This is a genomic window from Flavobacterium sp. DG2-3 (genome assembly GCF_030730925.1).
GTDB lineage: Bacteria > Bacteroidota > Bacteroidia > Flavobacteriales > Flavobacteriaceae > Flavobacterium.
This window is the reverse complement of record NZ_JAVAMB010000006.1, coordinates 45802-71477: the sequence shown is the minus strand read 5'-3', so window position 1 is coordinate 71477 and position 25676 is coordinate 45802. Positions and strand designations below refer to the sequence as shown.

The following is a 25676-nucleotide window of genomic DNA, read 5'->3' as shown; positions in this document are numbered from 1 at the left end:
TAAATAATAATGGAAGAAAAAAAATTAGACTTTAATTCGATCATCGGTTTTGTATTGATATTCGGAATTTTGATTTGGATTATGTATCAAAATCAGCCTTCTGAAAAGGAAATTGCTGCTGAAAAAGCCAAGAAAGAATTAGTTGCTAAACAAGAAGCACAAGCAAAAGCAGATAAAGCTAAAACTGCGACATTACCAGCTGCGGCTGTAACTCCTGGAGATACAGTTCAATTGGCTCAATTGCAAAAAACTTTAGGAGGATTTGCTTATTCTGCAACACTTCCTTCTGCAAAAGAAGCTTTTACTACAATCGAAAATGAAAAGTTAAGATTGAAAATCGCTAATAAAGGTGGTTATATTGTTGAAGCAACTCTAAAAGAATTCGAAAGATTTAAAAAAGGTTCTGGACAATTAGTTGAGTTAATTAAAAACAACAACTCAAATTTAAATTTACAGCTTCTTACTACAGACAATAGAACATTAAATTCTAAAGATTTATATTTTGAACCAACATTAGAAAAAATTGGTGCAGACCAAGTTTTATCTATGCGTTTGAAAGCTGGAGCAAATGAATTTTTAGAGTATAAATATATTTTAAAACCAAACGATTATTTAGTTGGTTTTGATATTCGTTCTCAAGGTTTGAACAGAGTTTTAAACTCTGCTAAACCAGTTGACTTGCAATGGGATTTAAAAACATACAGAAACGAAAAAAGTGTTTCTTATGAAAACCGTTTTGCTCAGGTTGATTTCAAATACGAAGAATCAAAATACAATAATGTAAGTTCACACGGACAAGGAAAAGAAGAAACGCCAACTAAAGTTAGTTATGTTGCGTTTAAACAACATTTCTTTGCTACAATTTTATCTACTGAAAAACCATTTGAAACTTCAAAATTACAATCTGACGATTTAGTTAAAGATGAAAAAATTGATACTGTTTTCACAAAACAGTTTAGAGCGAATTTGCCTTTAGCGTTTACAAATGGCGAGATCGATTACAAAATGAATTTGTACATGGGTCCTGTAGATTACAAAACTTTAAAAGCTTACGATAAAAATTTTGATAAAATCATTCCATTAGGTTGGGGAATTTTCGGATGGATTAATAAATTCATTTTCGTTCCGTTATTTGGATTCTTAAGTACCACAATGGGACTTTCTTTGGGAATCGCAATTATCATTTTTACGATTATTATCAAATTGGCCATGTCGCCAATTACGTATAAGTCATTCTTGTCTCAGGCAAAAATGAAAGTTTTAAGACCTGATATTGCAGAGTTGGGAGAGAAATTCAAAAAAGACCCAATGAAGAAACAGCAGGAAACAATGAAATTGTACAACAAAGCGGGCGTAAACCCAATGGCAGGATGTATTCCAGCATTGATTCAGCTTCCTTTTATGTATGCATCTTTCCAGTTTTTCCCTGCAGCATTTGAGTTAAGACAAAAAAGCTTCCTTTGGGCAGACGATTTATCATCTTTTGACTCAGTTGTAAAATTACCGTTCAACATTCCATTGTACGGAGATCACATCAGTTTGTTTCCAATTTTGGCAGCAATTGCAATTTTCTTCTACATGAAAATGACTTCTGGAGACCAGCAAATGGCTGCGCCTCAGCAAGAAGGAATGCCAGATATGGCAAAAATGATGAAAATCATGATTTATGTTTCGCCATTAATGATGTTAATTTTCTTCAATAGCTACGGTGCTGGATTGAGTTTGTACAACTTTATTTCGAACTTAATTACAATCGGAATTATGTTTGTAATCAAGAATTATATTGTTGATAGCGAGAAAATTCACGCTCAGATTCAAGAAAACAAATTGAAAGAGCCTAAAAAGCCAAGTAAGTTTCAGCAGCGTCTTCAAGAAGTGATGGAACAGCAAGAAGCAGCAAAAGCTCAGAATAAGAAAAAGAAATAATTTCTAAATAAAAAAAATCTCGATTTATCGGGATTTTTTTATACCATTATACTTTATAAGTAAGATTTTCGTTAAGCTTAAAAAATAGAATTTACACATGATCTCAAAAAAAATCATATTTGGATTATTATCCCTAACGGCATTGGTTTCGAATGCGCAAACAGACATTAATAAAGTCGACGCAGCAGGAAAAAAAGACGGACTTTGGAAAGGCACTTATACTGAATCTAAACGCCCGCGCTACGAAGGAACTTTTGACCACGGAAAAGAAACAGGTGTTTTTAAATTTTTTGATGATACGAAAAAAGGAGATGTTCTGGCTACAAGAGATTTTAGTGCCAATGACGGAAGTTCGTACACTATTTTTTATGATCAGAATAAAAATAAAGTGAGCGAAGGAAAAGAGATCGGAAAAGCTCGTGAAGGCGAATGGAAATATTATCACAAAGCGTCTAAAGTTCTTATGACGGTTGAGAATTATAAAAACGGGAAATTAGAAGGCAAGAGAACTATTTATTATCCAAATGCTCAGATTGCTGAAGAGATGATGTATAAAAATGGTTTAAAAGAAGGACCATATAAAAAAATAGGGCAGGACGGAACGCTTTTGGAAGAATCAAATTTCAAAAACGATCAATATAATGGAGATGCAGTTTTTTATGATTCAGACAAATCTATTGCTTCTAAAGGCAAATTTGTAAATGGTAAAAAAGCTGGAATGTGGCAGTTTTATGCTAAAGGAAAATTGGTAAAGGAACTTAATATGAGCGATCCTAAAAACGCAAACAAAGCGTCTGAAAAAGGAGAAAAGAAAAAATAATCGAAGGCTGTCTGTAAAGACGGCCTTTTTTATGCCCAAATAAAAATTAGTGCAGCTGAGTGAAATTCTTGGCAAACTATTTTTTAAATTTGATTTCACTAACACATTAACTAAATGGATTTAAGCGAGCTTTTAGGACGATTTTTACTGTTGTTTTTCTCGATTTTAGTTTTGTATTTTTTCTCCAATAGAAAAGACAACGCTACCATAAATCCGTTAATGGTTATTGTCGGACTTTGTACTTTTTCGCTTTGTTATCTTTTTACCAAAATAGAAATCGGAGTAGGCATTGGTTTTGGTCTTTTTGCCATCTTTTCAATCCTCCGATTTAGAACACAATCTTTCACGGTAAATGCCATAATCTTTCTTTTCGCAACTATTACATTGTCAATTCTGGATATTATGTATCCTTTTGAAAAGATGGAATTATTATTGTTCTTTCAAATTAGCATTATCGGATTCTATATTGCCGCTTCAATTATAGTGAATAAAAAAGCTTCAAAATACCTGAATTCAGTCGATGTCAAAATTCCGCTTGACGAAAACTTTTCTTTAAACTCAGAAGTCATTCGGAAATCTATTCAAGAGAAAATTAAAATTGAAGATTTTGATTTTAGAATTGTTTTAATCAACGCGGCAAGCAACGAAATTGATGTTTTAGTTTTCTATTAATTTCCTTATTATTAAGTTTTGGTTTTGTCTGGCTGAGCGAAGTCGAAGCCTTTTTTACGTAAACCGAGCCTTCGACTTCGCTCAGGATGACAATTGCTTTTAAACAAGGACAAATTAATCAAACAGCTTATTCGTTAAATGGCCGAACCTGTTTGATGTATAAATCTCTTTTTTCGCCCACAATCTTAAACTCAATATCTACAGGATGAAATTGGTTTTTACGCCAATAGCGATACATTTTGCTTTCAATTTTCTTGCTGACATCATACAGATTACTCATTTCTTTTCGACTCAATAAAGGTTCATTATCGTTCAGATTTGAGTTAGAAGTATAATCGATATCAAAATCGGTTTCGTCTTTTCCATCATTAAAATGATAGGCGACAAACTGCTCGCAGATTTCACCTTTTTCGGGTTTTACAACAGAGTTTTCTCCTTTTTGAACATTGACCGTAATTCCTGGAAAATTCGCTCTAAATATATTTTTAGTGATGATTACGCCATTAGCCAATTCATCAGGAAAAGAGCGATGAACCAAAACTCCCATTGCAATATTTTGCTGGTCAATTCCGAAAAGTTCCCTTTCGTTGTACGAAGCTTCATTCCAAACGCTTGCCCAAACTTGTTTAATTGCCTTTTCAAAAGTTTTAATGCTGTCGCCTAAAATTCCAGTTTTTGAATCGTACAATCCAGCGCCATTAAAATCATCCAAATCTTCGGCGTTTGTAGAAGAGCGAAATCTGAAATTTTTGAATTTGGCATTTTTGAAAGTTTCGTTGAGTTTGGCTATTAAAGCGGGATCGACATTTTCTTTTTTTATTGCGTCTCTAATTTTCTTTAATTGCTTATTAATCCAAACCGTTGAATCTTTATGCTGATTTGCCAACAGTTCTGCTATCAAAGGTGAAATTGAAGCTTTTTGAATATGTTTCGTATAATAATAAAATGGAATCGCATGTGCATTTTCTGGAGTCCGAAATGGAATCTCTTTTGAAATCGCAATCAGATACGCCATGTTTTGCGCCTTCGAACCAATATAATTGACTCCTTTTTTAGGAATTGCATCTAAACTCACCAATTCTGTTACTGAACTGTCAATGCTTAGTTTTTTCTTTTTTCCGGTTGATTTTACTGGAATTTTTTTAGTGGTTTCTTTGATGAAAAAAGTATCGACTTCGATTTTTAGTTCTACTTTTTTTGAAAGCAGTTTTTTGATGTTATTGTCTTTTTCAACATCCGTATAAGCCATAATCGGAATCTTTCTGTTTTTTCCTAAAAGTACCAAATGACTTAAAGGAGTCTGAAGCTCATTCACAATAATTCCTCTTACGTTTGGAAGAATATCTGGTGTTCCGTCCAAAATAATAATTTCATCAGCATTTGGTTTTATGCTTTCTAATTCTTTGATTTTGTATTTTTTTAGAATTCCGATATTGCTGCCGCGTACGACTTCCTGATACTTTAATTCACCAAAAATATAATCAGATTTCACACAAGGAATTTTAAATTCTTCTCGCTGAAACCAATTCATCATTTCTGGATTGTTCAGATAAAACTTGAGTTTTTCGCCAATAAATGTGGATTTTTTGACCATATTGAAAAAACGTTCAATTAATGGAATCGGCATGTGATCGGATGCAGCGAGTTCAAAAATCCATTTGTCGGTTCCTTTAATGTGATTTAAATTTCCGAGAAGAAAATCTCTGTTTTTTTCGGTATCACTGTAATTTTCATTGTTGAATACTTCAAGATCTTGGCTGTAGCCTAAATAATTGACCACAAAATCATAATGAAGCGGAATAAGACTGCTGTTGAAATAATACATTTTTTGTTTTCGAAGATCGTAAATCACTTTTACCGATTCGATATTCGAAAATTTATCAGACAAAGGTTTTCCTTTAAAAGCTTTATATGCCTCATAATCTTTTAAAGACGATGAAAATCGCTGCGCACTTAGAGAAGTAAAAGCGAGCAAAATAAATAAGCAGTAAAGGACTTTTTTCATTTTTATGGGTTTTTTAAGCAAGTCTTTTTATACGCTGATGAAACGGATTCGCTTCGCGAAAACGCTGATTTACGCAGATTTTTTTAAATTGCAAAAAAAATGAAATCCGTTTTTTTCCGCGTTTTCGCGATAGCGAATTTGTGTCATCCGCGTTATGTATCTTCATGAATTATATGACAATAAATGTACTTAAAAAAGCAATAAGTTTTATCTACTGCGGGATTACTTAAACTAATGCAAACCATTGCAAGATTTTCTACTATTTGGCGTACCTTTGCAACCTTAAAAATTAAACATTTCAAAATGAAACGAGTAGTTGTTGGACTTTCAGGTGGAGTAGATTCTAGTGTTGCAGCTTATTTATTGCAGCAGCAGGGATACGAAGTAATTGGCCTTTTTATGAAGAATTGGCACGATGATTCGGTTACTATCTCTAACGAATGCCCGTGGCTTGAGGACAGTAATGATGCTTTGCTTGTTGCTGAAAAACTAGGAATACCGTTTCAAACCGTTGATTTGAGCGAAGAATACAAAGAAAAAATCGTGGACTATATGTTTAATGAATACGAAAAAGGACGAACTCCAAATCCTGACGTGCTTTGTAATCGCGAAATCAAATTTGATGTGTTTATGAAAATTGCTTTGAGTCTTGGTGCAGATTATGTGGCAACGGGACATTACTGCCAAAAAAGCGAAATTGAAGTTGACGGAAAACCAGTTTATCAATTAGTTGCTGGAGTTGACAATAATAAAGACCAATCTTATTTTTTATGCCAATTATCTCAAGAGCAATTGTCTAAAGCTTTGTTTCCAATTGGTGCTTTAACAAAACCTGAAGTACGTGAAATCGCTGCTGAAATGGAATTGGTTACAGCTGAAAAGAAAGATTCTCAAGGTTTGTGCTTTATTGGAAAAGTTCGTCTTCCAGAATTTTTACAACAAAAACTACAGCCTAAAGAAGGTAAAATTGTTCAAGTGGATAAAAATGATCCGATTTATAATGCTGAAAAATCAGAAGGACTTTCTTTAGAAGAGCAATTAAAATTAGAATCTAAAAAGTTAGAATATCTGCCAACAATGGGAAAAGTGGTTGGAAAACACCAAGGCGCTCATTATTTTACCGTTGGACAAAGAAAAGGTCTAAATGTAGGCGGAACAACAGATCCGTTATTTGTAATCGCTACAGACGTAGAAACGAATACTATTTATACAGGTTTATCGAGCCAGCATCCTGGTTTGTTTAAAAAAGCCCTTTTTGTAGGGAAATCTGAAGTACACTGGATTAGAGAAGACATGACGCAGAAAGCAGGTGAGAAAATGGAAGTGATGGCGAGAATTCGTTACCGTCAGCCTTTGCAAAAAGCCGTTTTGTATCAGTTTGAAGATGGAATGTACGTTGAGTTTGAAGAACCGCAATCTGCTATTACAGAAGGACAATTTGTTGCTTGGTATTTAGAAAATGAATTAGTTGGTTCGGGAGTAATTTCTTAGCTTTATACTTTAATTGGGAGTAATCCTATAAAGTGTAAACTGATGAAATATAACTTTACTTTTCTTTTATTACTTCTTTCGTTTGCGGTATTTGCACAAGAAGATGCATGGGTTTATTTTAATGGAAAACCCAATGCACAAGCTTTTTATGATAATCCGTTAATAGAACTTTCCCAAAAAGCTTTAGATCGAAGAACCAATCAGAATATTGCACTGGATGTTACCGATGCGCCTTTAGAAACTTCGTATGTAAATCAGATTAAAGCGAGTACTGGAATCACGGTTATGGCGCAATCTAAATGGCTGAATGCGCTTCATATTCGTGGAACCCAAGCTAATATCAATGCTTTAAAAGGATTGACTTTTGTGACAAAAGTAGAGTTTGCAGACAGAACTTTAAATTCTAGCTCAAAAACTGCTTCTACGGCAAAACCAAGTCAAATTGCAAAGAAATTAGAGACTGCAGTTGATTATTCTTATGGCAATTCGGCGAATCAGATTCAAATGCTAAACGGTCAGGTTTTGCATCAGCAGAATTATACAGGAGCAGGAAAAACGATCGCTGTTTTAGACGCCGGCTTTCCAGGAGTTGATACAGCTCAGCCATTTGAGAATCTTAGAAATAATAACAGAATTCTTGGTGGTTACGATTATACCACCCGAAGCAATAATTTTTACGCAGGAGGCGATCATGGCACCAAAGTGCTTTCTACAATGGGAGGCTACAAAGAAAATGCTCTTGTAGGAACAGCTCCAAATGCTTCTTATTACCTATTTATTACCGAAATTGTCGCGACAGAAAATCCTGTAGAAGAATCCTTTTGGGTTGAAGCTGCTGAAAAAGCAGATGCTCTGGGAGTGGATATTATCACAACTTCTTTAGGGTATTTTGAAGATCGAACCGAACCAAGATACAATCATGTTTACAGCGAGATGAACGGGACGACTACTTTTATTTCCCGCGGAGCAGAGATAGCCTTCAATAAAGGAATATTAGTTTTGGCTTCTGCCGGAAATGAAGGAACTCAGCCAGAAAATCATATTGGTTCTCCCGCCGATGCTGTTTCGGTATTGGCAATTGGTTCTGTAAATGCTACAAAAACAAGATCGAGTTCTAGTTCTATCGGTCCAAGTTATGACGGAAGAATAAAACCAGATGTAATGGCGCAAGGCGTTTCTGCTGTAGTGGCGAATGCAAACGGAACTATCGGAACAGCGAGCGGAACTTCATTTTCATGTCCGATTATGGCAGGAATGGCAGCTTCGTTATGGCAGGCTTTTCCGTCCAAAACCAACAAAGAAATCAGACAGATGATTTTGGCTTCTGCCGACAGATATGCTAATCCAGATAATAATTACGGATACGGAATTCCAAATTTTGGCGCTACATTAAGTGTGGACAGTTTTATAGCTGAAGCTTCTTTTGCGGTATATCCGAATCCAGCTAAAAATGAAGTTTCGTTTTCTTTTTTGAATGAAAACAACACGGCATCGGTTACTATTTATTCGATATTAGGACAAAAATTAATCGAAGAAAAAATCAATAATTCAAATCCAGTTCTTTCTTTGCAATCCCTTCAAAGCGGACTTTATGTTTATAGTTTTGATGCTGGTACTCTGCATAAAACAGGAAAGATAATCAAGCAATAAATTTTAATGAATAAAATCACTCAGCTTTTCAATATAAAATACCCAATCATTCAAGGCGGAATGATCTGGAACAGCGGTTACAAATTGGCTTCGGCAGTAAGTAATGCTGGAGGTTTAGGACTTATTGGTGCAGGCTCTATGTATCCAGAAGTTTTAAGAGAACATATTCAAAAATGCAAAAAAGCAACCGATAAGTCTTTCGGTGTCAATATTCCGATGTTATATCCAAACATTGAAGAAATCATGAATATTGTGGTTGAGGAAGGAGTGAAAATTGTTTTTACTTCGGCAGGAAATCCTAAAACATGGACTTCTTTTTTGAAAGAAAAAGGAATAACGGTCGTGCATGTGGTAAGCAGCAGTGTTTTTGCTTTAAAAGCACAAGACGCAGGTGTAGATGCCGTCGTAGCTGAAGGTTTTGAAGCGGGCGGACACAACGGGCGTGAAGAAACCACTACTTTGACGCTAATTCCGATGGTTAAAGAAAAAATACAAATTCCTTTAATCGCTGCGGGTGGAATTGCCACAGGAAGAGGAATGCTGGCTGCAATGATTTTAGGAGCAGATGGTGTTCAGGTTGGAAGCCGTTTTGCTGCATCTGTAGAATCTTCTGCACACAATAATTTTAAAGATACAATAGTTAATACTAAAGAAGGTGGTACTCAATTGACATTGAAAGAATTGGCTCCAGTAAGATTGGTGAAAAACAAATTTTATCAGGATATTCAAGACTTGTATCAAAAATGCCCTTCTAAAGAAGAATTAGTACAGCTTTTAGGGCGTGCGAGAGCCAAAAAAGGAATGTTTGAAGGTGATTTGGAGGAAGGCGAATTAGAGATCGGCCAAGTGGCAGGACTGATTCATGACATTTTACCAGTTGAAGAAATTGTTCAACAAATGATAGCCGAATTTGAAGTCGCATCCAAAGAAAAGACTACATTTGAGTTTTAATTGACGGCAAGAAATAATTTATGAATTCTATACGCACTTATATACTACTACTTTTTTTAGGATTTGGTCTTCAACAAGCTCAAAGTCAGTCCTATCATTTTAAGACTTCAGGCTTTAGCGTTCTAGAAAAAAACGAAAGAGGAAAATGGGGCGAGTGGTCGAATCTCGATTTGGTAAATCTTTCAGTCGTTTTAGATACAAATAAACATAGAATTGTAGTTTATTCTCAAGAAATCCAACTTTTCAGTATTTTAGATTACATCGAAAGGGAAGAAAATGATACTGATATAACCTATTCTTTTTTGTGTAAAGACAACGACGGAAAAGAGTGCAAACTGTCAATCATCACCCGAAAAAAACAAGACTACCGCAAACAGCTTTATATCAATTATGACGATCATATAATTGTATATAATATTTTTAATGTTTAGTTGCTAAGGTTCTAAGGTGCTGAGAGGCTAAGCTTCTAGGTTTATATAGCAAACCCGACAGGTTTTTAAAACCTGTCGGGTTTATTATTTATTATGTATGAGACTTCGATCCTTAGAAGCTTAGCACCTTAGTAGCTTTTTTAACCCTCCACATCCTTAATAAACTCATCATATTCTAAGTAGAACATTTCCAGCGCATGCATCTTTTCGTTGAAAAAATCGAAAATAGTGTCCCACGTATTTTTATTGCTAAAACCAACGCCTAGTTTTTCGACCCAAATTCGGCTGATGGTTTTGCCACTTTCAAGAGTATAATTTTTTTCAAAAACCAGATCTTTAATAAACTCTTCTTCTAGAATATTTTTTAAAGCTTCCAATTTTTCGAAGTAGGCAACACGTTTCTCATCGCTTCGGTGTTCAATGTCAATTAAAACCTGTGCCTTTTTATTGTCAACATAAAATTTAAAAGAGAAATCTTTGATTTTGGTATCATAAAGCACCCATTTGCGAGGGTATTTTTCGGCAAATGCTACCCAAAATTCTCTTTTTATTCGTTGCGATTCTTCTCTGCTGTACATTTTTTTAGGCTTTAAGATTAGAAAACTTGCGGTACTGCGTTTTCTGGAGTATATTTATGTTTTATTTGAAAATACAAAAATAAGCTTTGATTATGAATTTTCAAGACTTTTTAAAATATGTTCCCAATATAATTCCAATTGAATTACCAGCAGTGACATCACACTTAAAAATGGCTCCCAAAGAGCGTATAGAGGGATTAAAAAATCTTGATATTGAAGGACTAAACGCTAGAATGGCGGGAGTAATGATGCTGTTTTATCCAAAACAGGAAAAAACTCATCTGGTTTTGATCGTTAGAAATGCTTATGATGGAGTCCATTCGGCTCAGATTGCATTTCCAGGAGGAAAATATGAAAAGGAAGATATAAATTTTGAAACCACAGCACTTAGAGAAACACATGAAGAAGTCGGAATTACAAGAGATAAAATAGAGGTAATTAAACATTTTTCGCCCATGTATATTCCGCCAAGCAATTTTTTGGTGCACCCTTTTTTGGGAATTGCCAAAGAAGAACTTTCTTTTTATCCCGATGTGCGAGAAGTAGCTGGAATTATAGAACTGCCTATTTCTGTTTTTTTAAATGATGATATCATTATCGATGCCAGATTATCAACTTCTTATGGAGCAAATATTTTGGTTCCAGCCTTTAATATTCAAAATCATGTGGTTTGGGGAGCCACAGCAATGATTTTAAGTGAATTGCGAGATGTGCTGAAAGCTGCAATCGCGAAATAAATTTAGTAAAGTTTAGTTAACGATTTGATATTCATTTGGATAACTGCAAATCGTAGAAATTGTGTAAAAGTGTTGCTAAAAGAATAATTTTTGTATGTTTGCGAACTCACAAAAAATAAGACAAATTAGTTATGGGATTGTTTAAGCGAAATCCTTTTGGGCATATATTATTCATCAAGAAATGGTTAATCCGAGTTCTTGGTGCGATGACTCATAAGAGATATAGAGGTTTTAATGAATTGCAGATTGAAGGATCTGAAATTATTAAAACGCTTCCAGACACTAATGTTTTGTTTATTTCCAATCATCAAACTTATTTTGCAGACGTTGTAGCTATGTTTCACGTCTTTAATGCCAGTTTATCAGGACGTCAGGATACCATTAAGAATATTGGTTATTTATGGCAGCCAAAAATGAACATTTATTATGTTGCGGCCAAAGAAACGATGCAAGCGGGATTATTGCCAAGAATTTTAGCTTATGTTGGTGCTATTACAGTAGAGCGAACTTGGCGCGCTAAAGGTGTCGATGTTACTGAAAAACGTGATGTAAACCCAAATGATACCGAAAATATCAGAATTGCGCTCGAAGATGGTTGGGTTATTACTTTTCCGCAAGGAACTACAAAATCGTTTAAACCAGTTCGTAAAGGAACTGCGCATATCATTAAACAGCACAAACCAATCGTTATTCCGATTGTAATTGATGGTTTCCGCCGCTCGTTTGACAAAAAAGGACTTCGACTAAAGAAAAAAGGAATTCTGCAATCTTTCATCATCAAAGAACCTCTTGATATTGATTATGAAAACGATACCATCGAGCAAATCGTAGAAAAAGTAGAATACGCAATCGAACAGCACCCTTCATTCTTAAAAGTTATTCCAGCTGAAGAAATAAAAGCACAGGAAGAACTCAACAGATTGAGACAATGGGAGTATTAGAATTTTAGATTTCTGATTTTAAATTTTAGATTGTTTTTTGTTTTGTTGAGTTAAAATGAAGCTCAACTTTACGCCCTTCGACTTCGCTCAGGGTGACAAATAAGTTTGTTTCAAGTTTAGGGTTTTTATTTCAAAAAACTTTGTCCCTTTGTAACTCTGGACCTTTGTAACTTTGATTAAAAATCTATCTTCTTCAACTCTTTATAATTCGCGTATAATCTGCGTAAAAGCGTTCCGTAAATAACTCTGTAAAAGCACCAGAACAATCCAAAGAAACCTAAAATTACTAGGAACAAGATTCCGATTGTAACAAACATGGCTTTTCCGTTCATGGCCAGTTTGTTTCTAAGAAACTCCATATCTGGATTGTAAACAAAAGCGATAAAAAAGCTCAGAATTGCTGTAATTACTATCATTCCTAAATTGTACCAGACATAATACTGAACTGTTTTACGAGTCTTTAAAATAGCGCTCATCAGAGATTTTGTGGCTATTGTGGTCGAAATTGTTTTGTAATTTTTATAAAAGATGTAAACAAAAATCAATACTACTATATAATTGAAATACGTTAAAAATTCTAAAGCAGTTACAATTTCAGGGTGATTCATTTTATGCAGTACATCGTCTGTATTGATGAATAAATTCGAAAATGTCCAGAAAGAAATTTCCAAAATGCTGATAATCAAAATCCATTTTACAATAGATGATGATTTTTTGTGAATCATTTTGTAGATCTCCGTTTCAGAAATTTGTTGAAAAGAAGCAGCGTTCTTTTGCCAGTCTTTTTTTAGTAAATCCAGTTCTTTCATAATAATTTTTAAGGATTTAGTATTTTTTTAAGTTTCCCCTTAATTCTGTTCATTTTCACGCGCGCATTCACTTCGCTGATCCCGAGGGTTTCAGCTATTTCTTGATAATCTTTGTCTTCTAAATACATAAAAACTAATGCCTTTTCGATGTCATTCAATTGATAAACTGCTTTATACATCAGTTTTATCTGTTCTTCTTCTTCATAATTGTAGTCAACATCTTTTACAAAATGCTGATGGTTTTCATAATCTACGGTCGAAATAGTTCTTTTGGTTTTTCGGTATAAGGTAATTGCTGTGTTTAAGGCAACACGATACGTCCAAGTCGAAAATTTACTGTCGCCTCTAAATTTTGGATAAGCTTTCCAAAGCTGAATGGTAATCTCTTGAAACAGATCTTTGTGAGCATCTTCGCCAGCAGTATATAATCTACAAATCTTGTGGATTATATTCTGATTTGCCTGCAGCTGCGCAACAAATGACTGTTCTAGATTTTCGCTCATATTTATATTAGTAGTTGTGAAATCATTTTTGTTACAGTTGAAATTATAATTTTCTCGTTTTATAATAATTAATCGTTAAATCGATGAACTTACTATAACTTTCCATTCCATCTTTTTGATTGTTCGTTTTTAAAAAATTATCCCAAAGAAAGTGGAAACCTTCGTCGATAAACGTGTCGTATTTTTTCCAGAAATCTTGGCTTTCTTGATAGTTTTTTAAAATTCCAACGTGAACAGTTTTCTTCAACTGGTTAAATATCTTTTCATTTTTATATTTCCAAATTCCTAAACAATAACTTAAGGTAAAGCTGTATCCTGAATATTGATAATAAAGATTTTCGTTTTTAACAGAAGCCAAAACTCCAATAAAATTGCATTCACTTTCGCTTGCAAAACCAATCTGATGCGCCATTTCGTGAGATGTGGTTAGAGGAAAATTGTACATTGGTAATAAATAATTAATCTGAGCTTCGTTCGTAAACGGATTTAAATAACCGCCAAATCCCATATAAGTTAATGGAACGCTGAAGAGTGATTTCTTTACGCTTATAGTTTTGTATTTAAAATAGGGATGTTCTTTTGCTAAATTATCATAACCATTTAAAATCATCTTAAATGATTCTTTCTGCGAATACGGAAAAACAACTTTAGCACTATCGTTTTTTGTGATTTGAAACTGAACTTCATTTGTTTTTGCAATCAATCTTTTTGTAAAAGCCAAAAGATCAGCATCTGTATACTCTTTTTTGATTTCCATTTTTTGAAAAAGAGGTTCGCGATAATAATTGAAAGCCCAAAGCAGATGGAAGAAAAAGTAAAAAACAGAGATTTTGCCTAAGATGGTTAAAAGGTGATCTTTCCAATCTGTTCGCCATGTTTTTCTAATTTTCCAAAACCAGCTAATAATAGAAATAAGTAAAAGGCCATAAATAATGTCGCCGACAGAAAAAGGAATTTTACCTAAAACGGTTCTTGAAAAATGAGAAATTCTAAGGAATAAATTCTTGCTGTAAAAGCCTTCAACAAAATCGGGAAAGTAGGGAAGGGTTTTATAAAAAATGATTTGAACAAGAAGAAATAGTGGGAGAATATATTTTTTTTTCACTCGGTTTACTTTTTTATAAAAATAATAATTAAATCGTACTTTGTTTTATTTTTTATAAATTTGTTGTACTATAGATAAGGAAAAAATGACACAAATCACGTTAAATATTCCAGATGAAGAATTGACTTTCTTTATGAAATTGATTGAGAAATTTAATTACGAAACTGTAATTAATGATTTTGCTGTGTCTGAAGAAATGAAAAATTTGTTAGATCATCGCAGATCTACTTCAAAAAAAGAAGATTTTATTCCTTGGACAGAAGCAAAAAAACAACTGGTTTTTAAATCTAAGAAATGATTTTTGAAGTTGTAATTGAACCAAGAGCAATTCTTGATATTCAGGATGCAATTGATTATTATGAATCTAAACAAAAAGATTTAGGAGATCATTTCTTTCAAGTAATTAATGAGCACATTGAATTGCTAACTAAAAAACCTTATTTTCAAATACGATATAAAGATTATCATGGTTTGCCTGTTAAAAAATTTCCATTTATAATTTTTTACTTTATTGATGAAGAATTAAAAACGGTAAATATTTTATCAGTTTTTAATACATCCATGAGTCCATCAAAATATCCAAAATAATTCAAACAAAATATAATGAGTCAAGAAATTAGAAATCTGGAGCCAAAAGCACTTTGGAACAAATTTGCAGATTTAAACGAAGTTCCGCGTCCATCGAAGAAAGAAGAGCGTGTAATTGAGTTTATGAAAAACTTTGGAAACAGCTTAGGTTTAGAAACTTTCGAAGATGAAATCAGAAACGTAATCATAAGAAAACCAGCGACTCCAGGAATGGAAAATCGTAAGCCGATCGTAATGCAAGGGCATTTGGATATGGTGCATCAAAAAAATGCTGATACTATTTTTGATTTCGATACGCAAGGAATCGATATGTATGTTGATGGTGACTGGGTTCGCGCGCGTGGCACAACACTAGGTGCTGATAATGGATTAGGAGTAGCGACAATTATGGCTATTCTAGAAAGTAAAGATATTCCGCATCCTGCAATTGAAGCTTTGTTTACGATTGACGAAGAAACGGGAATGACAGGAGCTTTAAACTTAAAAGGAGGTATTCTTCAAGGCCAGATTTTATTGAACTTGGATACAGAAGAAGATGATGAAATTGATATTGGATGTGCTGGCGGAATTGATGTAACAGCAACTAGAACCTATCATGAAGAAGAAGTTCCAGAAGGTTCTGTTGGATATACTATTACGGTAAAAGGCTTAAACGGAGGGCATTCAGGAATGGATATTCATAAAGGTTTAGGAAATGCTAATAAGATTATGAATCGTTTGTTATTTGATGCATTTGAAAACTTTGGTTTGCAGATTGTTGAAATTAATGGAGGAAGTCTTAGAAATGCAATTCCGAGAGAAAGCGTTGCGAAAGTAATTATTTCTCAAATGTTTGATGAAGCGTATGTGTATGATATGCAGGAAATTATTTCTGATATCAAAGCGGAATACAAAACAACTGAGCCTAATTTGTCTATTGAAATCGTGAAAGGTGATTTGCCTGAAAAAGTAATGGATTTAGGAGTTCAGGAAGGAATTATCAGAGCGATTTATGCTGCTCAGAATGGAGTATATAAAATGAGTGCTGATATGGCTGATTTGGTTGAAACGTCAAACAATATTGCTCGCGTAGTGATTAAAGATGGAGAAATCTTAGTAGGCTGTTTAACACGTTCTTCTGTTGAATCTTCAAAATTTGATTTGGCTAATTCATTGCGTTCTGCTTTTGAATTGGTTGGTTGCGAAGTAGAGCTTTCTGGTTCTTATCCAGGATGGACTCCAAACGTGAACTCTGAAATCTTAGAAGTTTTAAAAGAAATCTACGAAAAACAAAATGGAGAACAGCCAAAAGTTGTGGCTTGTCACGCCGGTTTAGAGTGCGGAATTTTAGGAACAAATTATCCTGATATGGATATGATTTCTTTTGGGCCAACAATTCACGGCGCACACTCTCCAGATGAAAGAGCAAGTATTTCTTCTGCTCAAAAATATTGGAAATTCGTTTTAGAAATTCTTTCTAATATACCAGTTAAATAGAGTGTTCAGTGTTCAGTTTTTTTAGTGTTCAGTCTAAAAAAGTGATTAGCGATTAAAGTATAAAAAAAGTGGCCATTGGCCACTTTTTTTGTTTTATAAGAGTTTGTTTTTAAAAGAACAGTAAAAACACTGAACACTAAAAAACTGAACACTGATTACTAATTTCTCTTTAAGACTTTATATTGTTCGTAACAAGCGCTGATTGCGTCCATAATCTGGAGATCATTTGCACTTTGAATGAACGAATCAGAATAGTTGCAGCGATGCATGATTTCGGGAATTTCATCTTTGCTGATGCCTAATAGTACAGCGACTGTTTCTCGGTCGTATTTCGATTCTAAAAGCGTTCGTACCGTATCATCTTTTTTCATTTCCTTTAGTTTCTTGAGTTCTCTGGCATTTTTACCAAAAAATCCATAGAGCACGTCGGCGGGATTAAAAATAGATCCGAGGACTTTTCCGAAAGCATTTGGTGCATATTCTCCAGCCTCGTAACCTTGTGTAAGGCCAGATATACTATAACGATAGTTTTCTTTTGTTGGAATTAATTTAGAATCGATTTCAAGATATCCTGTCAAAGAAAAAGGAGCAATAACAACTTCTTCCAAAGCAATTGCTTTTTCGGTAAGTTGAATTCTAGTCACTTTATTTTTTATCCAGTCATTTGTAACTCTGATTCTTAACGATTGAAATCCTAGAATAGAAAAATGAAGTGTATCGTTGACTTGAACATCAATTTCGAAATATCCTTTTTCGTCAGATTTTGCACCACGTACTTTATTGGTATTAATGATGTTTACCCCAGAAAGCGGTTGCTTGCTGTCGTCATTAATAACATAACCTGATACTCTTTGTGGAACTGTTGGCTGTGTATCTTGCGTATCTTGCGCAAAACCAAGGTTGGCGAGAAGTGTAAAAAAGAAAACTGCGAAATATTTCATATCCTGATTTAAAGGTCTAAAAGTAGTAAATCGGGATTAAATATCTCATAGTCTTGGAATTTAATTATAAGAAAATTAACAAAGGCAGCAGTATTGCTTTTTTGAATTACAAAACTCATTTAATGAGAATGAAATTCTCGTAAAAAAAATCCCAAATTCCAAGTATGTCTGGAATTTGGGATTTTGTATTTAAGAAATTGAATTATTAATCTCTTCTTGATCTTCTTGGTCTTGAGCTATCGCCGAAGTTGTCTGAACGTCTTGGAGCTCTGTCTGAGCCACCTTCTGTTCTTGGAGCAGAACTTCTGAAACCGCCTTCTCTTCTTGAAGATGAGTTTCTGTCGCTTCTGAACCCTCCATCTCTAGAGCCACCATCACGTGAACCTCCGTCTCTTGAAGAATTTCTATCACTTCTAAATCCACCTTCACGTCTTGGAGCAAAGTTTCCGTCTCTTCTAGATCCAGAATCTCTTCTTCCGCCACGGTTGTTGTGGTCACGTCTTCCGCCACCATCATTTTTAGAAATCTCAACATTAATACGACGACCTTCTAATTGAACATTGTTTAAAACGTCCATTACTTTGTCTGTAAATTGTGGATCTGTGTTAAAGAAAGAGAAACCTTCTTTTACATCAACTTTAAAGATGTCATCACGACCTAAATCTAATGTTTCTTTCAAGTAATCTTTTAAAGACATCCAGTCGAAGTTGTCTCTTGAACCGATATTTACGAAATAACGAACTGCTCCGTTGTTGCTAAATTCTCTTGGTTCAGAATCTCCTCTTTCACGTCTGTCTGAAGATTGAGTAGAAATATCTCTGTTCTTTTTGTAATAAGCAATAAAACGGTTAAACTCTACTGAAACCATTTTCTTAATCAACTCTTCTTTAGATAAATCTTCCAAAACATTGTTGATTGCTGGTAAATAGTTGTCAATTTCGTGATCAACCTCAGTATCTTTAATTTTGTTTGCTAAGTGCAATAACTGAATTTCGCAGATTTCAATTCCAGATGGAATAGTTTTTTCTTCAAATTTCTGTTTGATGATTCTTTCGATAGAAGAAATTTTACGTAATTCACTTTTTGTAACAATTACAATAGAAGTACCTAATTTTCCAGCTCTACCAGTACGTCCAGAACGGTGGTTGTACGTTTCAATTTCGTCAGGCAATTGATAGTTCACAACGTGAGTTACGTTATCAACGTCAATTCCACGTGCAGCAACGTCGGTTGCAACAAGCATTTGGATTTGTCTTCCACGGAAAGATTTCATTACACCATCACGTTGCGCTTGAGATAAATCTCCGTGTAACGCAGCGGCGCTATATCCATCTTCAATTAACTTTTCTGCAATAGCTTGCGTGTCTCTTTTTGTACGACAGAAAACTACAGAAAAAATGTCTGGATTAGCATCAGCTAAACGCTTTAAAGCTTCGTAACGATCACGAGCGTTTACTAAGTAAAATTCGTGAGATACTGTAGAAGAACCAGAATTTTTAGTTCCTACAGTAATTTCTACTGGTTCGCTCATGAATTGTTTTGCAATTCTGGCAACCTCTTGCGGCATAGTTGCAGAGAACAACCATGTGCTTTTTTCATCTGGAGTATCTGATAAAATAGATACAATGTCTTCGTAGAATCCCATGTTTAACATTTCGTCTGCCTCATCAAGAACACAGTAATCTATGTTTTTAATGTTTACCAAACCTCTGTTAATCATGTCTTGCATTCTTCCTGGAGTTGCCACAATAATTTGCGCACCTCTCTTTATTTCTCTTGCTTGCTCTGTTATACTAGCTCCTCCGTAAACTGCTACCACATTAATACCTTTTTCGTATTTTGAGTAGTTTTTAAGTTCGTTAGTAATCTGTAAACATAACTCGCGAGTTGGCGATAAAACTAATGCTTGTGTATTTCTGTTGTCAGCATCAATTTTTTGGATTAGCGGAAAACCGAAAGCTGCCGTTTTCCCTGTCCCTGTTTGAGCCAACGCAACCATATCCGTGTCTTTTTCCAATAATAGGGGAATCGCCTTTTCCTGTACCTCTGACGGATTTTCAAATCCTAGATCTAAAATCGCCTTCAGTAACGATTCATTCAATCCTAATTGTTCAAATTTATTCATATGTGTTTTAAAATAGGGTGCAAAATTACTGTTAATTATTCAGATAAACTAATGCAGTTTTAATAATTATGTATTTGTTAAGAATTGATTATCAAAAAGTTACAGTTTTATTAAAATTATTTTTCAGATACAATGAAGAAATACGCTAAAAAACACGTCGTAAAATGTAAAATTTAGCGTCTAAAATGTTGTATTTTAAACAATTATTTTGTGGTGCTCAGAAAATCAATTAGTTGCTTAACAGCTTTTCCGCGATGACCTATAGTATTTTTGGTTTCCAAAGGCAGTTCTGCAAAGGTCTCAGTAAAATTTTCAGGTTTAAAAATAGGATCATAACCAAAACCGTTTGTTCCCGTTTTTTCATGTGTAATATTTCCTTTTGCAATTCCGGTAAACAAATATTGCTGTCCTTTTAAGTTTAAAGTGATAACGGTCTTGAACTGGGCGCTGCGATTTTCTTCATTTTTTAAAGACTCCAAAAGCTTGTTCATATTATCATCTGCATTTTTTTGCTCGCCTGCATATCGGGCAGAATATACTCCAGGTTCTCCATTTAAAGCGTTTACTTCTAATCCCGTATCATCTGCAAAACAATCGTAACCATATTTTTGAGTTACATAATCGGCTTTCAAAATGGCGTTTCCTTCAATAGTATCAGCAGTTTCTGGAATATCTTCCAAACAGTTAATATCTTCTAAGCTTAATATTTTAATGCTTTCAGGAAGCATGCTTTGAATTTCTGCGATTTTATTTTTGTTGTTTGAAGCGAAAACGAGTTTCATAGAATTAAAGTATTTAAATGATTTTCAACACAAATTTAGAATTCTTATATTTGATATGTTAGCTAAAATTCAAATAAATGCAATTATCAGTACTTTATAAAAAAATCCTGCCTTTTGTAAAGCCGTACAGAAAAATGGTAATCGCAACTTTACTGCTAACTTTTTTAGGATCGTTTGCAGCACAGGTAAATGCTGTAATCCTAAAATATACTGTTGATACCATCAATAATTTAATGGTTGCTCATGAACCATTATCAAAAGGATTTCATTTACTCGGAATAATTAGCATTGTTTTGTTAACTAAAGAACTGGTCAATTCGGTAGTTCAGTTTGGACAAAAATTCTACGGAGAAAAACTCCGCATTTTTATCACTCGTGATATTTCTCAAACGATCGTCGAAAAAATTCTAAGCTACAGAATGGAATTTTATACTTCAGATGAAAATGAAAGCGGTAAACTGCAGACTAGAATAGATGCCGGAATTAGTAGTTTGACACGATTGGTTCAAAACTTTTTTATAGATATTCTCCCTCTTTTTGCAAATGCATTTGTGGCTTTAGTTATTATGTTTTATGCTAATGTGTATGTTGGCTTGGTGAGTTTATGCATTATTCCTATTTACTTTTACATTAGTCAGTTACAGGCAACGAAATTGAGCGGTTTTAGAAGAAGAATGCGTAATTATCGCGAAACAAAAAACAACGGAATTATTAGTTTAATCGAATCGATAACGGTTATAAAATCGTTTGTTCGTGAGCCTGCTGAAGCCGATCGTCATCAGAAAATTCAATTTGAAATGACCGAAAATCAGCTCGAAACTAGAAAAACGAGTTTTATTTTTGAAAGCATAAAAAGTTTTGTCGAGCAGATTGGAGTCGTAATTATTATCATTTTGACAGCTTATTTTGTTTTGAATAATCAAATGACAATTGGAGCAATCATGTTTCATATTATGTTGTTTAATAATGTATCATCTCCAATTCGACAATTGCATCGAATTTACGATGAAGTAAACGATGCTTTGATTTATTCTGAAGGTTTCTTTGATATTTTGGAATCTGATAATGAAATTGAAACTACGGGAGATTTTATTCCAGAGAAAATTATCGGATTAATTGAAGTTAAAAATGTAGATTTTAAATATCCAAACGGCACTCAGGCGCTTTATGATGTTAATTTTACGGTGAAACCAAATGAAACTACGGCATTAGTCGGATTAAGTGGAGCTGGAAAAAGTACGATTATTAATTTATTGGATAAATTTTATTTGCCTTCTTCGGGACAAATACTTTTGGATGGAAGAGATCTGAAAGATTATAACACCGATTTTCTTCGAAAAAATATTGGATTGGTTCTACAGAAAAACCATATTTTTAAAGGTACAATCGCAGAAAATATTCTCTACGGAAATCCAGAAGCCACGCATGACGAAGTCATAGAAGCAGCAAAACAAGCCTATATTCACGAACAAGTTATTCAATTGCCAAAAGGCTACAATTCTGATGCGCATTTGCTTTCTGGCGGACAGCAGCAACGTATTGCGATTGCAAGATTGTTTCTAAAAAATCCGCCCATAATATTTCTGGACGAACCCACCGCCAGTTTAGACGCTATTGCAACAGAGCAGATTAAAAAATCTTTGGATGCTATAAAGAAAGACAGAACCGTAATTATTATTTCGCACAGCATTTCGCAGATTATTGACGCTTCAAATATTGTGGTGCTAGAAAAAGGAAGATGTGTAGAAAAAGGAACACACGACCAATTGTATGATAATAAAGGAGTTTACTATCAAATATTTATGGCAATGGCCAATAGTTTAAACATCGAGAAAATTACGCAAACTTTCGATTAAAATTAAAAGCAAATTTATCTACTGAAAAAGCAATTGCAATTCCGAAGGTATAAGCTAGAATATCCGACCATAAAAATCCTTGTCCTAGAACATATCTGCCAAAAAGTGTTTTTCTAAGCTCAATCATCCATTCTCCTTGATAAAGCTGTAAAAACTCAATGCAATAACAAATAAAAAGTGAAATTGCTGCTAAAAAGAAAAAGCTTTTTAGAGGAAAAAAGATTCTAAGAGAAAAGTAAATCATAACCGCATAAAGAAAATCGCCAATCCAGAGAGGGATAAAAGAGATTTTTCTCGAAAGTATTCCTAAAATAATGACGCTCAGGAAAACTAGTAAATAATAGATTCTTGGTTTGTTCAAATTTGATTATTTTATAGAAACAAATCTACAATTCTTTTAGACAGTTTTGATGTGTCCACTTTGTCAAAGTTCCAAACTTTGACAAAGAGAAAATATTTTAGTAGGAGAAGTTTTTTAAGTCTATCCTGTTTTTTAATCTGAGTTTTTTTTGTCTGGCTGAGCGGAGTCGAAGCCTTCCTAGTAGTCACAACGTATTTCTATTTGTGCTTTTATTTTTTCAAAGCTTTGCTGACACTAAATGTTATAGAATAATTTCCTCATTTTATGTCTTCCTGAGCGGAGTCGAAGGACATGCTAGAAACTCGACAAAGAGAATCGACAATCTTTGCGGGGCTTCGACTCCGCTCAGCCTGACAAATGGCAATCTATTTGCCAATCTTTGCGTAGACGCACTGCAGTGCGTCTCTACGGAAAATCTTTGCGATCTCTTAGGATATAATCTTCGCGAACCTTTGCGTAAATCTTTGCGTTTCTTTGCGGTAAAACTCGTCCTAATATATTCTCAAAACACCTTTAATAGTACATTTTTGCGGTACAAAAAATACAAATACGCTTCTACATTACTTTATTTCATAAATTTATCGGTTCAATTAACTCACTATCAAAATAACCACATGAAGGCAAAAATTTTTACCCTGATTGCAGCTTTGTTTCTTTTCTTAAATCAAGGCTATTCTCAAAAAGACAATTCGTTTAATATTAAAAAGCAATTAGATTATTGTGCAGAACAAGCATCAAAAACCTTAAAAGTAATTCCGAATGACGGAACTTCTCCACGAACAGTTCCAAACGGAAGCAAAGAATGGAAATTTGTTGGCTACAAAGATTGGACAAGCGGATTCTGGCCTGGAGAATTGTGGTTTTTGTACGAAGCAACCAAAGATAAAAAATGGGAGGCAGCAGCCGATAAATTTACTCGATTCTTAACGCCATTGTCTGTTTCTAAAGCGGGAGATCACGATTTAGGTTTTCAGGTTTTTAATAGTTTTGGAAACGGGTATCGTTTGACAAAAAATCCAGAATACAAAGAAATCATTTTAAAAACTGCTGATACATTGGCAACACTTTTTAATCCGAAAGTGGGAACAATTCAGTCTTGGCCTCACAATAAAATGGGCGGTCACAATACCATTATTGATAATATGATGAATTTGGAGCTTTTGTTTTGGGCTTCAAAAAACGGAGGAAGCAAAAAACTATATGATATTGCTGTAAAACACGCCGAAACTACAATGGCAAATCATTTCAGACCAGACAATACTTCTTATCACGTCATTATTTATGATTTCGAAACTGGGAAAAAGATAAAAGGCAGAACGGCACAAGGTTATAGTGATGACAGTATGTGGGCGCGCGGTCAGGCGTGGGCTATTTATGGTTTTACAATGACTTACAGAGAAACAAAAGATCCTAAATTTTTAGATTTTGCTCATAAATTAGCTCGTGTTTATTTGGATAAATTAACAACAGAAGATTTAATTCCGTATTGGGATTTTAACGCGCCAAATATTCCAAACGAACCTAGAGATGCTTCTGCTGCTGCGATTGTTTCTTCTGCACTTTTAGAATTAAGTTCGTACACAAAAGACAAGAATCTAAAAAAGGAATATTTAGCGAAAGCGAAGAAGATGATTGTTTCACTTTCAGACCATTATCAGAGTCATGACGTTAATTCAGCATTTTTATTGCATTCAACGGGTCATAAACCTGCAGGAAGTGAGATAGATTGTTCTATAAATTACGCAGATTATTATTATCTTGAAGCACTTTTAAGACTTCAGAAACTAAAATAAAAGATTATGCTAAAGAAAATAAGCCCAATTGCATTTGCAGTAATCGCAGTTTTAATGCTTGTAAGCTGTAAAAACACCAAACAAAAACTTCAAGAGTATGTTGTTACGTATAACAAAACGATAGCTCCAAGTTTTAGAGCAGATAATGTAACCCTTACTACAGCAAGAGGTTATATTAACGATGATAAGATTGAATTGCGTTTTGAAACCGATTTAGAGCAAAATGAAGCAAATAAATCAGCTGCGGTTATTTCTTTTCCGAAATTGATCAAAGGAATGATTGATAAAGATCAAATTCCAAGACAATTGATTGAAGAAGGAGTTCAATTTGATGTTTATTTTCTAGCAGATGATAATACAGTTCTAGACAAAGAAGTGCTAACTGGCGAATCTCTCAAAGATTTTTTGAAATAATGAGGTAAGTTTTACAGTAAAATAAACCGTTTTAATTCTTACATATTAAAAGTCTCTTTAAACTATATTTAAAGAGACTTTTTTGTATTTGAACTAAAAGTAAAATCTAAAACAAACGTTTTTATTCTTACAATTTTTTCTTTTTTAAGTACATAATGAGTTTGTATTCAAATAATTATACAAGTGTTTTTTGTTACTGGGTGTTGTTTTTATGTTGTGAATTGGTTATGTTTGAGTTAAAAAATAACTATTAAACCAAAAAATTATGAAAAAAATTACCCAAATCGCATTTGTTGTTGCTTTTGCATTGTTTTTAGTTAGCTGTAAAAATACCAAGCAGAAAATCCAAGAACATGTAAGTAATTATAACAATTCTTCTTCTATAAAAGGAAGCGGTATTACGAGCACAACGGCAAAAGCTTTTCTAAATGAAAATAAAATTGAAATTAGAATTGAAACCAATTTAGAAGAAAATGATGCAAACAAATTAGCCTATAAAGAATCTTTTCCAGCTCTGTTAAAAGAAATGGTTAAAAACGACCAGATCTCTTCATCGCTAATTGCAGAAGGAGTAAAGTTTGATGTTTATTTCTTGGCCTACAATAATGCTATTTTAGCACAAGAATTGGTAGATCAAGAGGAATTGGCAGTTTTGGAAGGAACCGCGAGCCCAAATAAAGAAACGGCAAAATTATAGTTTAAAAAAAAAACTCTTCATCTG

General features: G+C 33.9%; 25 protein-coding genes. 16 read left to right on the top strand and 9 right to left on the bottom strand.

Annotated features, from left to right (window positions below):
• Positions 1-9 precede the first annotated feature (9 nt).
• The 3 genes from yidC (at position 10) to Q9Q97_RS10330 (ending at position 3418) form a co-directional block, all read left to right on the top strand.
• Positions 10-1926 carry a membrane protein insertase YidC gene (yidC, locus tag Q9Q97_RS10340; protein WP_306156661.1) on the top strand — a complete coding sequence of 639 codons (1917 nt, stop codon included), beginning with the start codon at positions 10-12 and terminating at the stop codon, positions 1924-1926.
• A 97-nt stretch (positions 1927-2023) separates the two neighbouring features.
• Positions 2024-2746 (top strand): toxin-antitoxin system YwqK family antitoxin, encoded by a 723-nt coding sequence (locus tag Q9Q97_RS10335; protein ID WP_306156659.1) that lies wholly within the window; start codon positions 2024-2026, stop codon positions 2744-2746.
• Positions 2747-2860: 114 nt separating this feature from the next.
• A complete protein-coding gene (locus tag Q9Q97_RS10330; protein WP_306156657.1) occupies positions 2861-3418 on the top strand; it encodes a DUF4956 domain-containing protein in 558 nt (185 codons plus the stop codon).
• A 127-nt stretch (positions 3419-3545) separates the two neighbouring features.
• Here the strand turns inward: Q9Q97_RS10330 and Q9Q97_RS10325 are convergent, their stop codons facing one another.
• Positions 3546-5423, bottom strand: coding sequence for a PEP/pyruvate-binding domain-containing protein (locus Q9Q97_RS10325; protein ID WP_306156655.1), 1878 nt, complete (start codon positions 5421-5423; stop codon positions 3546-3548).
• A gap of 303 nt (positions 5424-5726) precedes the next feature.
• On the opposite strand from Q9Q97_RS10325, the gene mnmA reads away from it, so the two are divergent.
• From mnmA to Q9Q97_RS10305, 4 genes are read left to right on the top strand one after another with little or no spacing between them, the layout of a single operon-like run.
• Positions 5727-6914: a tRNA 2-thiouridine(34) synthase MnmA gene (mnmA, locus tag Q9Q97_RS10320; RefSeq protein ID WP_371878212.1), complete on the top strand. Its 1188-nt coding sequence runs from the start codon at positions 5727-5729 to the stop codon at positions 6912-6914.
• 42 nt (positions 6915-6956) lie between these two features.
• Positions 6957-8564, top strand: coding sequence for a S8 family serine peptidase (locus tag Q9Q97_RS10315; RefSeq protein ID WP_306156652.1), 1608 nt, complete (start codon positions 6957-6959; stop codon positions 8562-8564).
• A gap of 6 nt (positions 8565-8570) precedes the next feature.
• Positions 8571-9515: a nitronate monooxygenase family protein gene (locus Q9Q97_RS10310; RefSeq protein ID WP_306156650.1), complete on the top strand. Its 945-nt coding sequence runs from the start codon at positions 8571-8573 to the stop codon at positions 9513-9515.
• A gap of 20 nt (positions 9516-9535) precedes the next feature.
• Positions 9536-9946 (top strand): hypothetical protein, encoded by a 411-nt coding sequence (locus tag Q9Q97_RS10305; RefSeq protein WP_306156648.1) that lies wholly within the window; start codon positions 9536-9538, stop codon positions 9944-9946.
• Between the two features lie 140 nt (positions 9947-10086).
• Here Q9Q97_RS10305 and Q9Q97_RS10300 read toward each other — a convergent pair whose 3' ends face one another.
• Positions 10087-10524: a DUF4268 domain-containing protein gene (locus tag Q9Q97_RS10300; protein WP_306156646.1), complete on the bottom strand. Its 438-nt coding sequence runs from the start codon at positions 10522-10524 to the stop codon at positions 10087-10089.
• Positions 10525-10616: 92 nt separating this feature from the next.
• Here Q9Q97_RS10300 and Q9Q97_RS10295 point away from each other — a divergent pair, with 92 nt between their 5' ends.
• Both Q9Q97_RS10295 and Q9Q97_RS10290 read left to right on the top strand, forming a co-directional pair.
• On the top strand, positions 10617-11261 hold the full coding sequence (locus Q9Q97_RS10295) for a CoA pyrophosphatase (RefSeq protein WP_306156645.1): 645 nt from the start codon (positions 10617-10619) through the stop codon (positions 11259-11261).
• 131 nt (positions 11262-11392) lie between these two features.
• Entirely contained in the window at positions 11393-12202 is an 810-nt protein-coding gene (locus Q9Q97_RS10290) for a 1-acyl-sn-glycerol-3-phosphate acyltransferase (protein WP_306156643.1), read from the top strand.
• Between the two features lie 176 nt (positions 12203-12378).
• Here the strand turns inward: Q9Q97_RS10290 and Q9Q97_RS10285 are convergent, their stop codons facing one another.
• From Q9Q97_RS10285 to Q9Q97_RS10275, 3 genes are read right to left on the bottom strand one after another with little or no spacing between them, the layout of a single operon-like run.
• The gene (locus Q9Q97_RS10285) at positions 12379-13011 is read right to left on the bottom strand and encodes a hypothetical protein (RefSeq protein WP_306156641.1); all 633 of its coding nucleotides are present in this window, start codon (positions 13009-13011) and stop codon (positions 12379-12381) included.
• An 8-nt stretch (positions 13012-13019) separates the two neighbouring features.
• Positions 13020-13514, bottom strand: coding sequence for an RNA polymerase sigma factor (locus tag Q9Q97_RS10280; protein WP_008462500.1), 495 nt, complete (start codon positions 13512-13514; stop codon positions 13020-13022).
• A gap of 43 nt (positions 13515-13557) precedes the next feature.
• A complete protein-coding gene (locus Q9Q97_RS10275) occupies positions 13558-14619 on the bottom strand; it encodes a DUF3810 domain-containing protein (RefSeq protein ID WP_306156636.1) in 1062 nt (353 codons plus the stop codon).
• 85 nt (positions 14620-14704) lie between these two features.
• Here Q9Q97_RS10275 and Q9Q97_RS10270 point away from each other — a divergent pair, with 85 nt between their 5' ends.
• The 3 genes from Q9Q97_RS10270 to Q9Q97_RS10260 are packed head-to-tail and all read left to right on the top strand — an operon-like array spanning position 14705 to position 16683.
• The gene (locus Q9Q97_RS10270) at positions 14705-14917 is read left to right on the top strand and encodes a hypothetical protein (protein WP_306156634.1); all 213 of its coding nucleotides are present in this window, start codon (positions 14705-14707) and stop codon (positions 14915-14917) included.
• A complete protein-coding gene (locus tag Q9Q97_RS10265) occupies positions 14914-15207 on the top strand; it encodes a type II toxin-antitoxin system RelE/ParE family toxin (protein ID WP_306156632.1) in 294 nt (97 codons plus the stop codon). The genes Q9Q97_RS10270 and Q9Q97_RS10265 overlap by 4 nt, the downstream gene beginning before the upstream one ends.
• 15 nt (positions 15208-15222) lie before the next feature.
• Positions 15223-16683 carry an aminoacyl-histidine dipeptidase gene (locus tag Q9Q97_RS10260; RefSeq protein ID WP_306156630.1) on the top strand — a complete coding sequence of 487 codons (1461 nt, stop codon included), beginning with the start codon at positions 15223-15225 and terminating at the stop codon, positions 16681-16683.
• A gap of 158 nt (positions 16684-16841) precedes the next feature.
• Here Q9Q97_RS10260 and Q9Q97_RS10255 read toward each other — a convergent pair whose 3' ends face one another.
• The 3 genes from Q9Q97_RS10255 to Q9Q97_RS10245 all read right to left on the bottom strand — a co-directional run bounded on the left by Q9Q97_RS10255 (position 16842) and on the right by Q9Q97_RS10245 (position 20531).
• Positions 16842-17624 carry a carboxypeptidase-like regulatory domain-containing protein gene (locus tag Q9Q97_RS10255; RefSeq protein ID WP_306156629.1) on the bottom strand — a complete coding sequence of 261 codons (783 nt, stop codon included), beginning with the start codon at positions 17622-17624 and terminating at the stop codon, positions 16842-16844.
• A 205-nt stretch (positions 17625-17829) separates the two neighbouring features.
• Entirely contained in the window at positions 17830-19749 is a 1920-nt protein-coding gene (locus Q9Q97_RS10250) for a DEAD/DEAH box helicase (protein WP_306156628.1), read from the bottom strand.
• 203 nt (positions 19750-19952) lie between these two features.
• Positions 19953-20531 (bottom strand): non-canonical purine NTP diphosphatase, encoded by a 579-nt coding sequence (locus tag Q9Q97_RS10245; protein WP_306156626.1) that lies wholly within the window; start codon positions 20529-20531, stop codon positions 19953-19955.
• Positions 20532-20608: 77 nt separating this feature from the next.
• Here Q9Q97_RS10245 and Q9Q97_RS10240 point away from each other — a divergent pair, with 77 nt between their 5' ends.
• Positions 20609-22387: an ABC transporter ATP-binding protein gene (locus tag Q9Q97_RS10240; RefSeq protein WP_306156624.1), complete on the top strand. Its 1779-nt coding sequence runs from the start codon at positions 20609-20611 to the stop codon at positions 22385-22387.
• Here Q9Q97_RS10240 and Q9Q97_RS10235 read toward each other — a convergent pair.
• Positions 22368-22748 (bottom strand): DUF2809 domain-containing protein, encoded by a 381-nt coding sequence (locus Q9Q97_RS10235; RefSeq protein WP_306156622.1) that lies wholly within the window; start codon positions 22746-22748, stop codon positions 22368-22370. The genes Q9Q97_RS10240 and Q9Q97_RS10235 overlap by 20 nt on opposite strands.
• 614 nt (positions 22749-23362) lie before the next feature.
• Here Q9Q97_RS10235 and Q9Q97_RS10230 point away from each other — a divergent pair.
• The 3 genes from Q9Q97_RS10230 (at position 23363) to Q9Q97_RS10220 (ending at position 25652) form a co-directional block, all read left to right on the top strand.
• Positions 23363-24541 (top strand): glycoside hydrolase family 88 protein, encoded by a 1179-nt coding sequence (locus Q9Q97_RS10230; RefSeq protein WP_306156620.1) that lies wholly within the window; start codon positions 23363-23365, stop codon positions 24539-24541.
• A gap of 6 nt (positions 24542-24547) precedes the next feature.
• Positions 24548-24955 (top strand): hypothetical protein, encoded by a 408-nt coding sequence (locus Q9Q97_RS10225; protein ID WP_306156619.1) that lies wholly within the window; start codon positions 24548-24550, stop codon positions 24953-24955.
• A gap of 265 nt (positions 24956-25220) precedes the next feature.
• Positions 25221-25652 (top strand): hypothetical protein, encoded by a 432-nt coding sequence (locus Q9Q97_RS10220; protein WP_306156617.1) that lies wholly within the window; start codon positions 25221-25223, stop codon positions 25650-25652.
• The last annotated feature ends 24 nt before the right edge of the window (positions 25653-25676 follow it).

Coding starts and splice junctions, on each gene's coding strand:
- yidC (WP_306156661.1), top strand. CDS start 10: ATGGAAGAAAAAAAATTAGACTTTAATTCGATCATCGGTTTTGTATTG.
- Q9Q97_RS10335 (WP_306156659.1), top strand. CDS start 2,024: ATGATCTCAAAAAAAATCATATTTGGATTATTATCCCTAACGGCATTG.
- Q9Q97_RS10330 (WP_306156657.1), top strand. CDS start 2,861: ATGGATTTAAGCGAGCTTTTAGGACGATTTTTACTGTTGTTTTTCTCG.
- Q9Q97_RS10325 (WP_306156655.1), bottom strand. CDS start 5,423: ATGAAAAAAGTCCTTTACTGCTTATTTATTTTGCTCGCTTTTACTTCT.
- mnmA (WP_371878212.1), top strand. CDS start 5,727: ATGAAACGAGTAGTTGTTGGACTTTCAGGTGGAGTAGATTCTAGTGTT.
- Q9Q97_RS10315 (WP_306156652.1), top strand. CDS start 6,957: ATGAAATATAACTTTACTTTTCTTTTATTACTTCTTTCGTTTGCGGTA.
- Q9Q97_RS10310 (WP_306156650.1), top strand. CDS start 8,571: ATGAATAAAATCACTCAGCTTTTCAATATAAAATACCCAATCATTCAA.
- Q9Q97_RS10305 (WP_306156648.1), top strand. CDS start 9,536: ATGAATTCTATACGCACTTATATACTACTACTTTTTTTAGGATTTGGT.
- Q9Q97_RS10300 (WP_306156646.1), bottom strand. CDS start 10,524: ATGTACAGCAGAGAAGAATCGCAACGAATAAAAAGAGAATTTTGGGTA.
- Q9Q97_RS10295 (WP_306156645.1), top strand. CDS start 10,617: ATGAATTTTCAAGACTTTTTAAAATATGTTCCCAATATAATTCCAATT.
- Q9Q97_RS10290 (WP_306156643.1), top strand. CDS start 11,393: ATGGGATTGTTTAAGCGAAATCCTTTTGGGCATATATTATTCATCAAG.
- Q9Q97_RS10285 (WP_306156641.1), bottom strand. CDS start 13,011: ATGAAAGAACTGGATTTACTAAAAAAAGACTGGCAAAAGAACGCTGCT.
- Q9Q97_RS10280 (WP_008462500.1), bottom strand. CDS start 13,514: ATGAGCGAAAATCTAGAACAGTCATTTGTTGCGCAGCTGCAGGCAAAT.
- Q9Q97_RS10270 (WP_306156634.1), top strand. CDS start 14,705: ATGACACAAATCACGTTAAATATTCCAGATGAAGAATTGACTTTCTTT.
- Q9Q97_RS10265 (WP_306156632.1), top strand. CDS start 14,914: ATGATTTTTGAAGTTGTAATTGAACCAAGAGCAATTCTTGATATTCAG.
- Q9Q97_RS10260 (WP_306156630.1), top strand. CDS start 15,223: ATGAGTCAAGAAATTAGAAATCTGGAGCCAAAAGCACTTTGGAACAAA.
- Q9Q97_RS10255 (WP_306156629.1), bottom strand. CDS start 17,624: ATGAAATATTTCGCAGTTTTCTTTTTTACACTTCTCGCCAACCTTGGT.
- Q9Q97_RS10250 (WP_306156628.1), bottom strand. CDS start 19,749: ATGAATAAATTTGAACAATTAGGATTGAATGAATCGTTACTGAAGGCG.
- Q9Q97_RS10245 (WP_306156626.1), bottom strand. CDS start 20,531: ATGAAACTCGTTTTCGCTTCAAACAACAAAAATAAAATCGCAGAAATT.
- Q9Q97_RS10240 (WP_306156624.1), top strand. CDS start 20,609: ATGCAATTATCAGTACTTTATAAAAAAATCCTGCCTTTTGTAAAGCCG.
- Q9Q97_RS10230 (WP_306156620.1), top strand. CDS start 23,363: ATGAAGGCAAAAATTTTTACCCTGATTGCAGCTTTGTTTCTTTTCTTA.
- Q9Q97_RS10225 (WP_306156619.1), top strand. CDS start 24,548: ATGCTAAAGAAAATAAGCCCAATTGCATTTGCAGTAATCGCAGTTTTA.
- Q9Q97_RS10220 (WP_306156617.1), top strand. CDS start 25,221: ATGAAAAAAATTACCCAAATCGCATTTGTTGTTGCTTTTGCATTGTTT.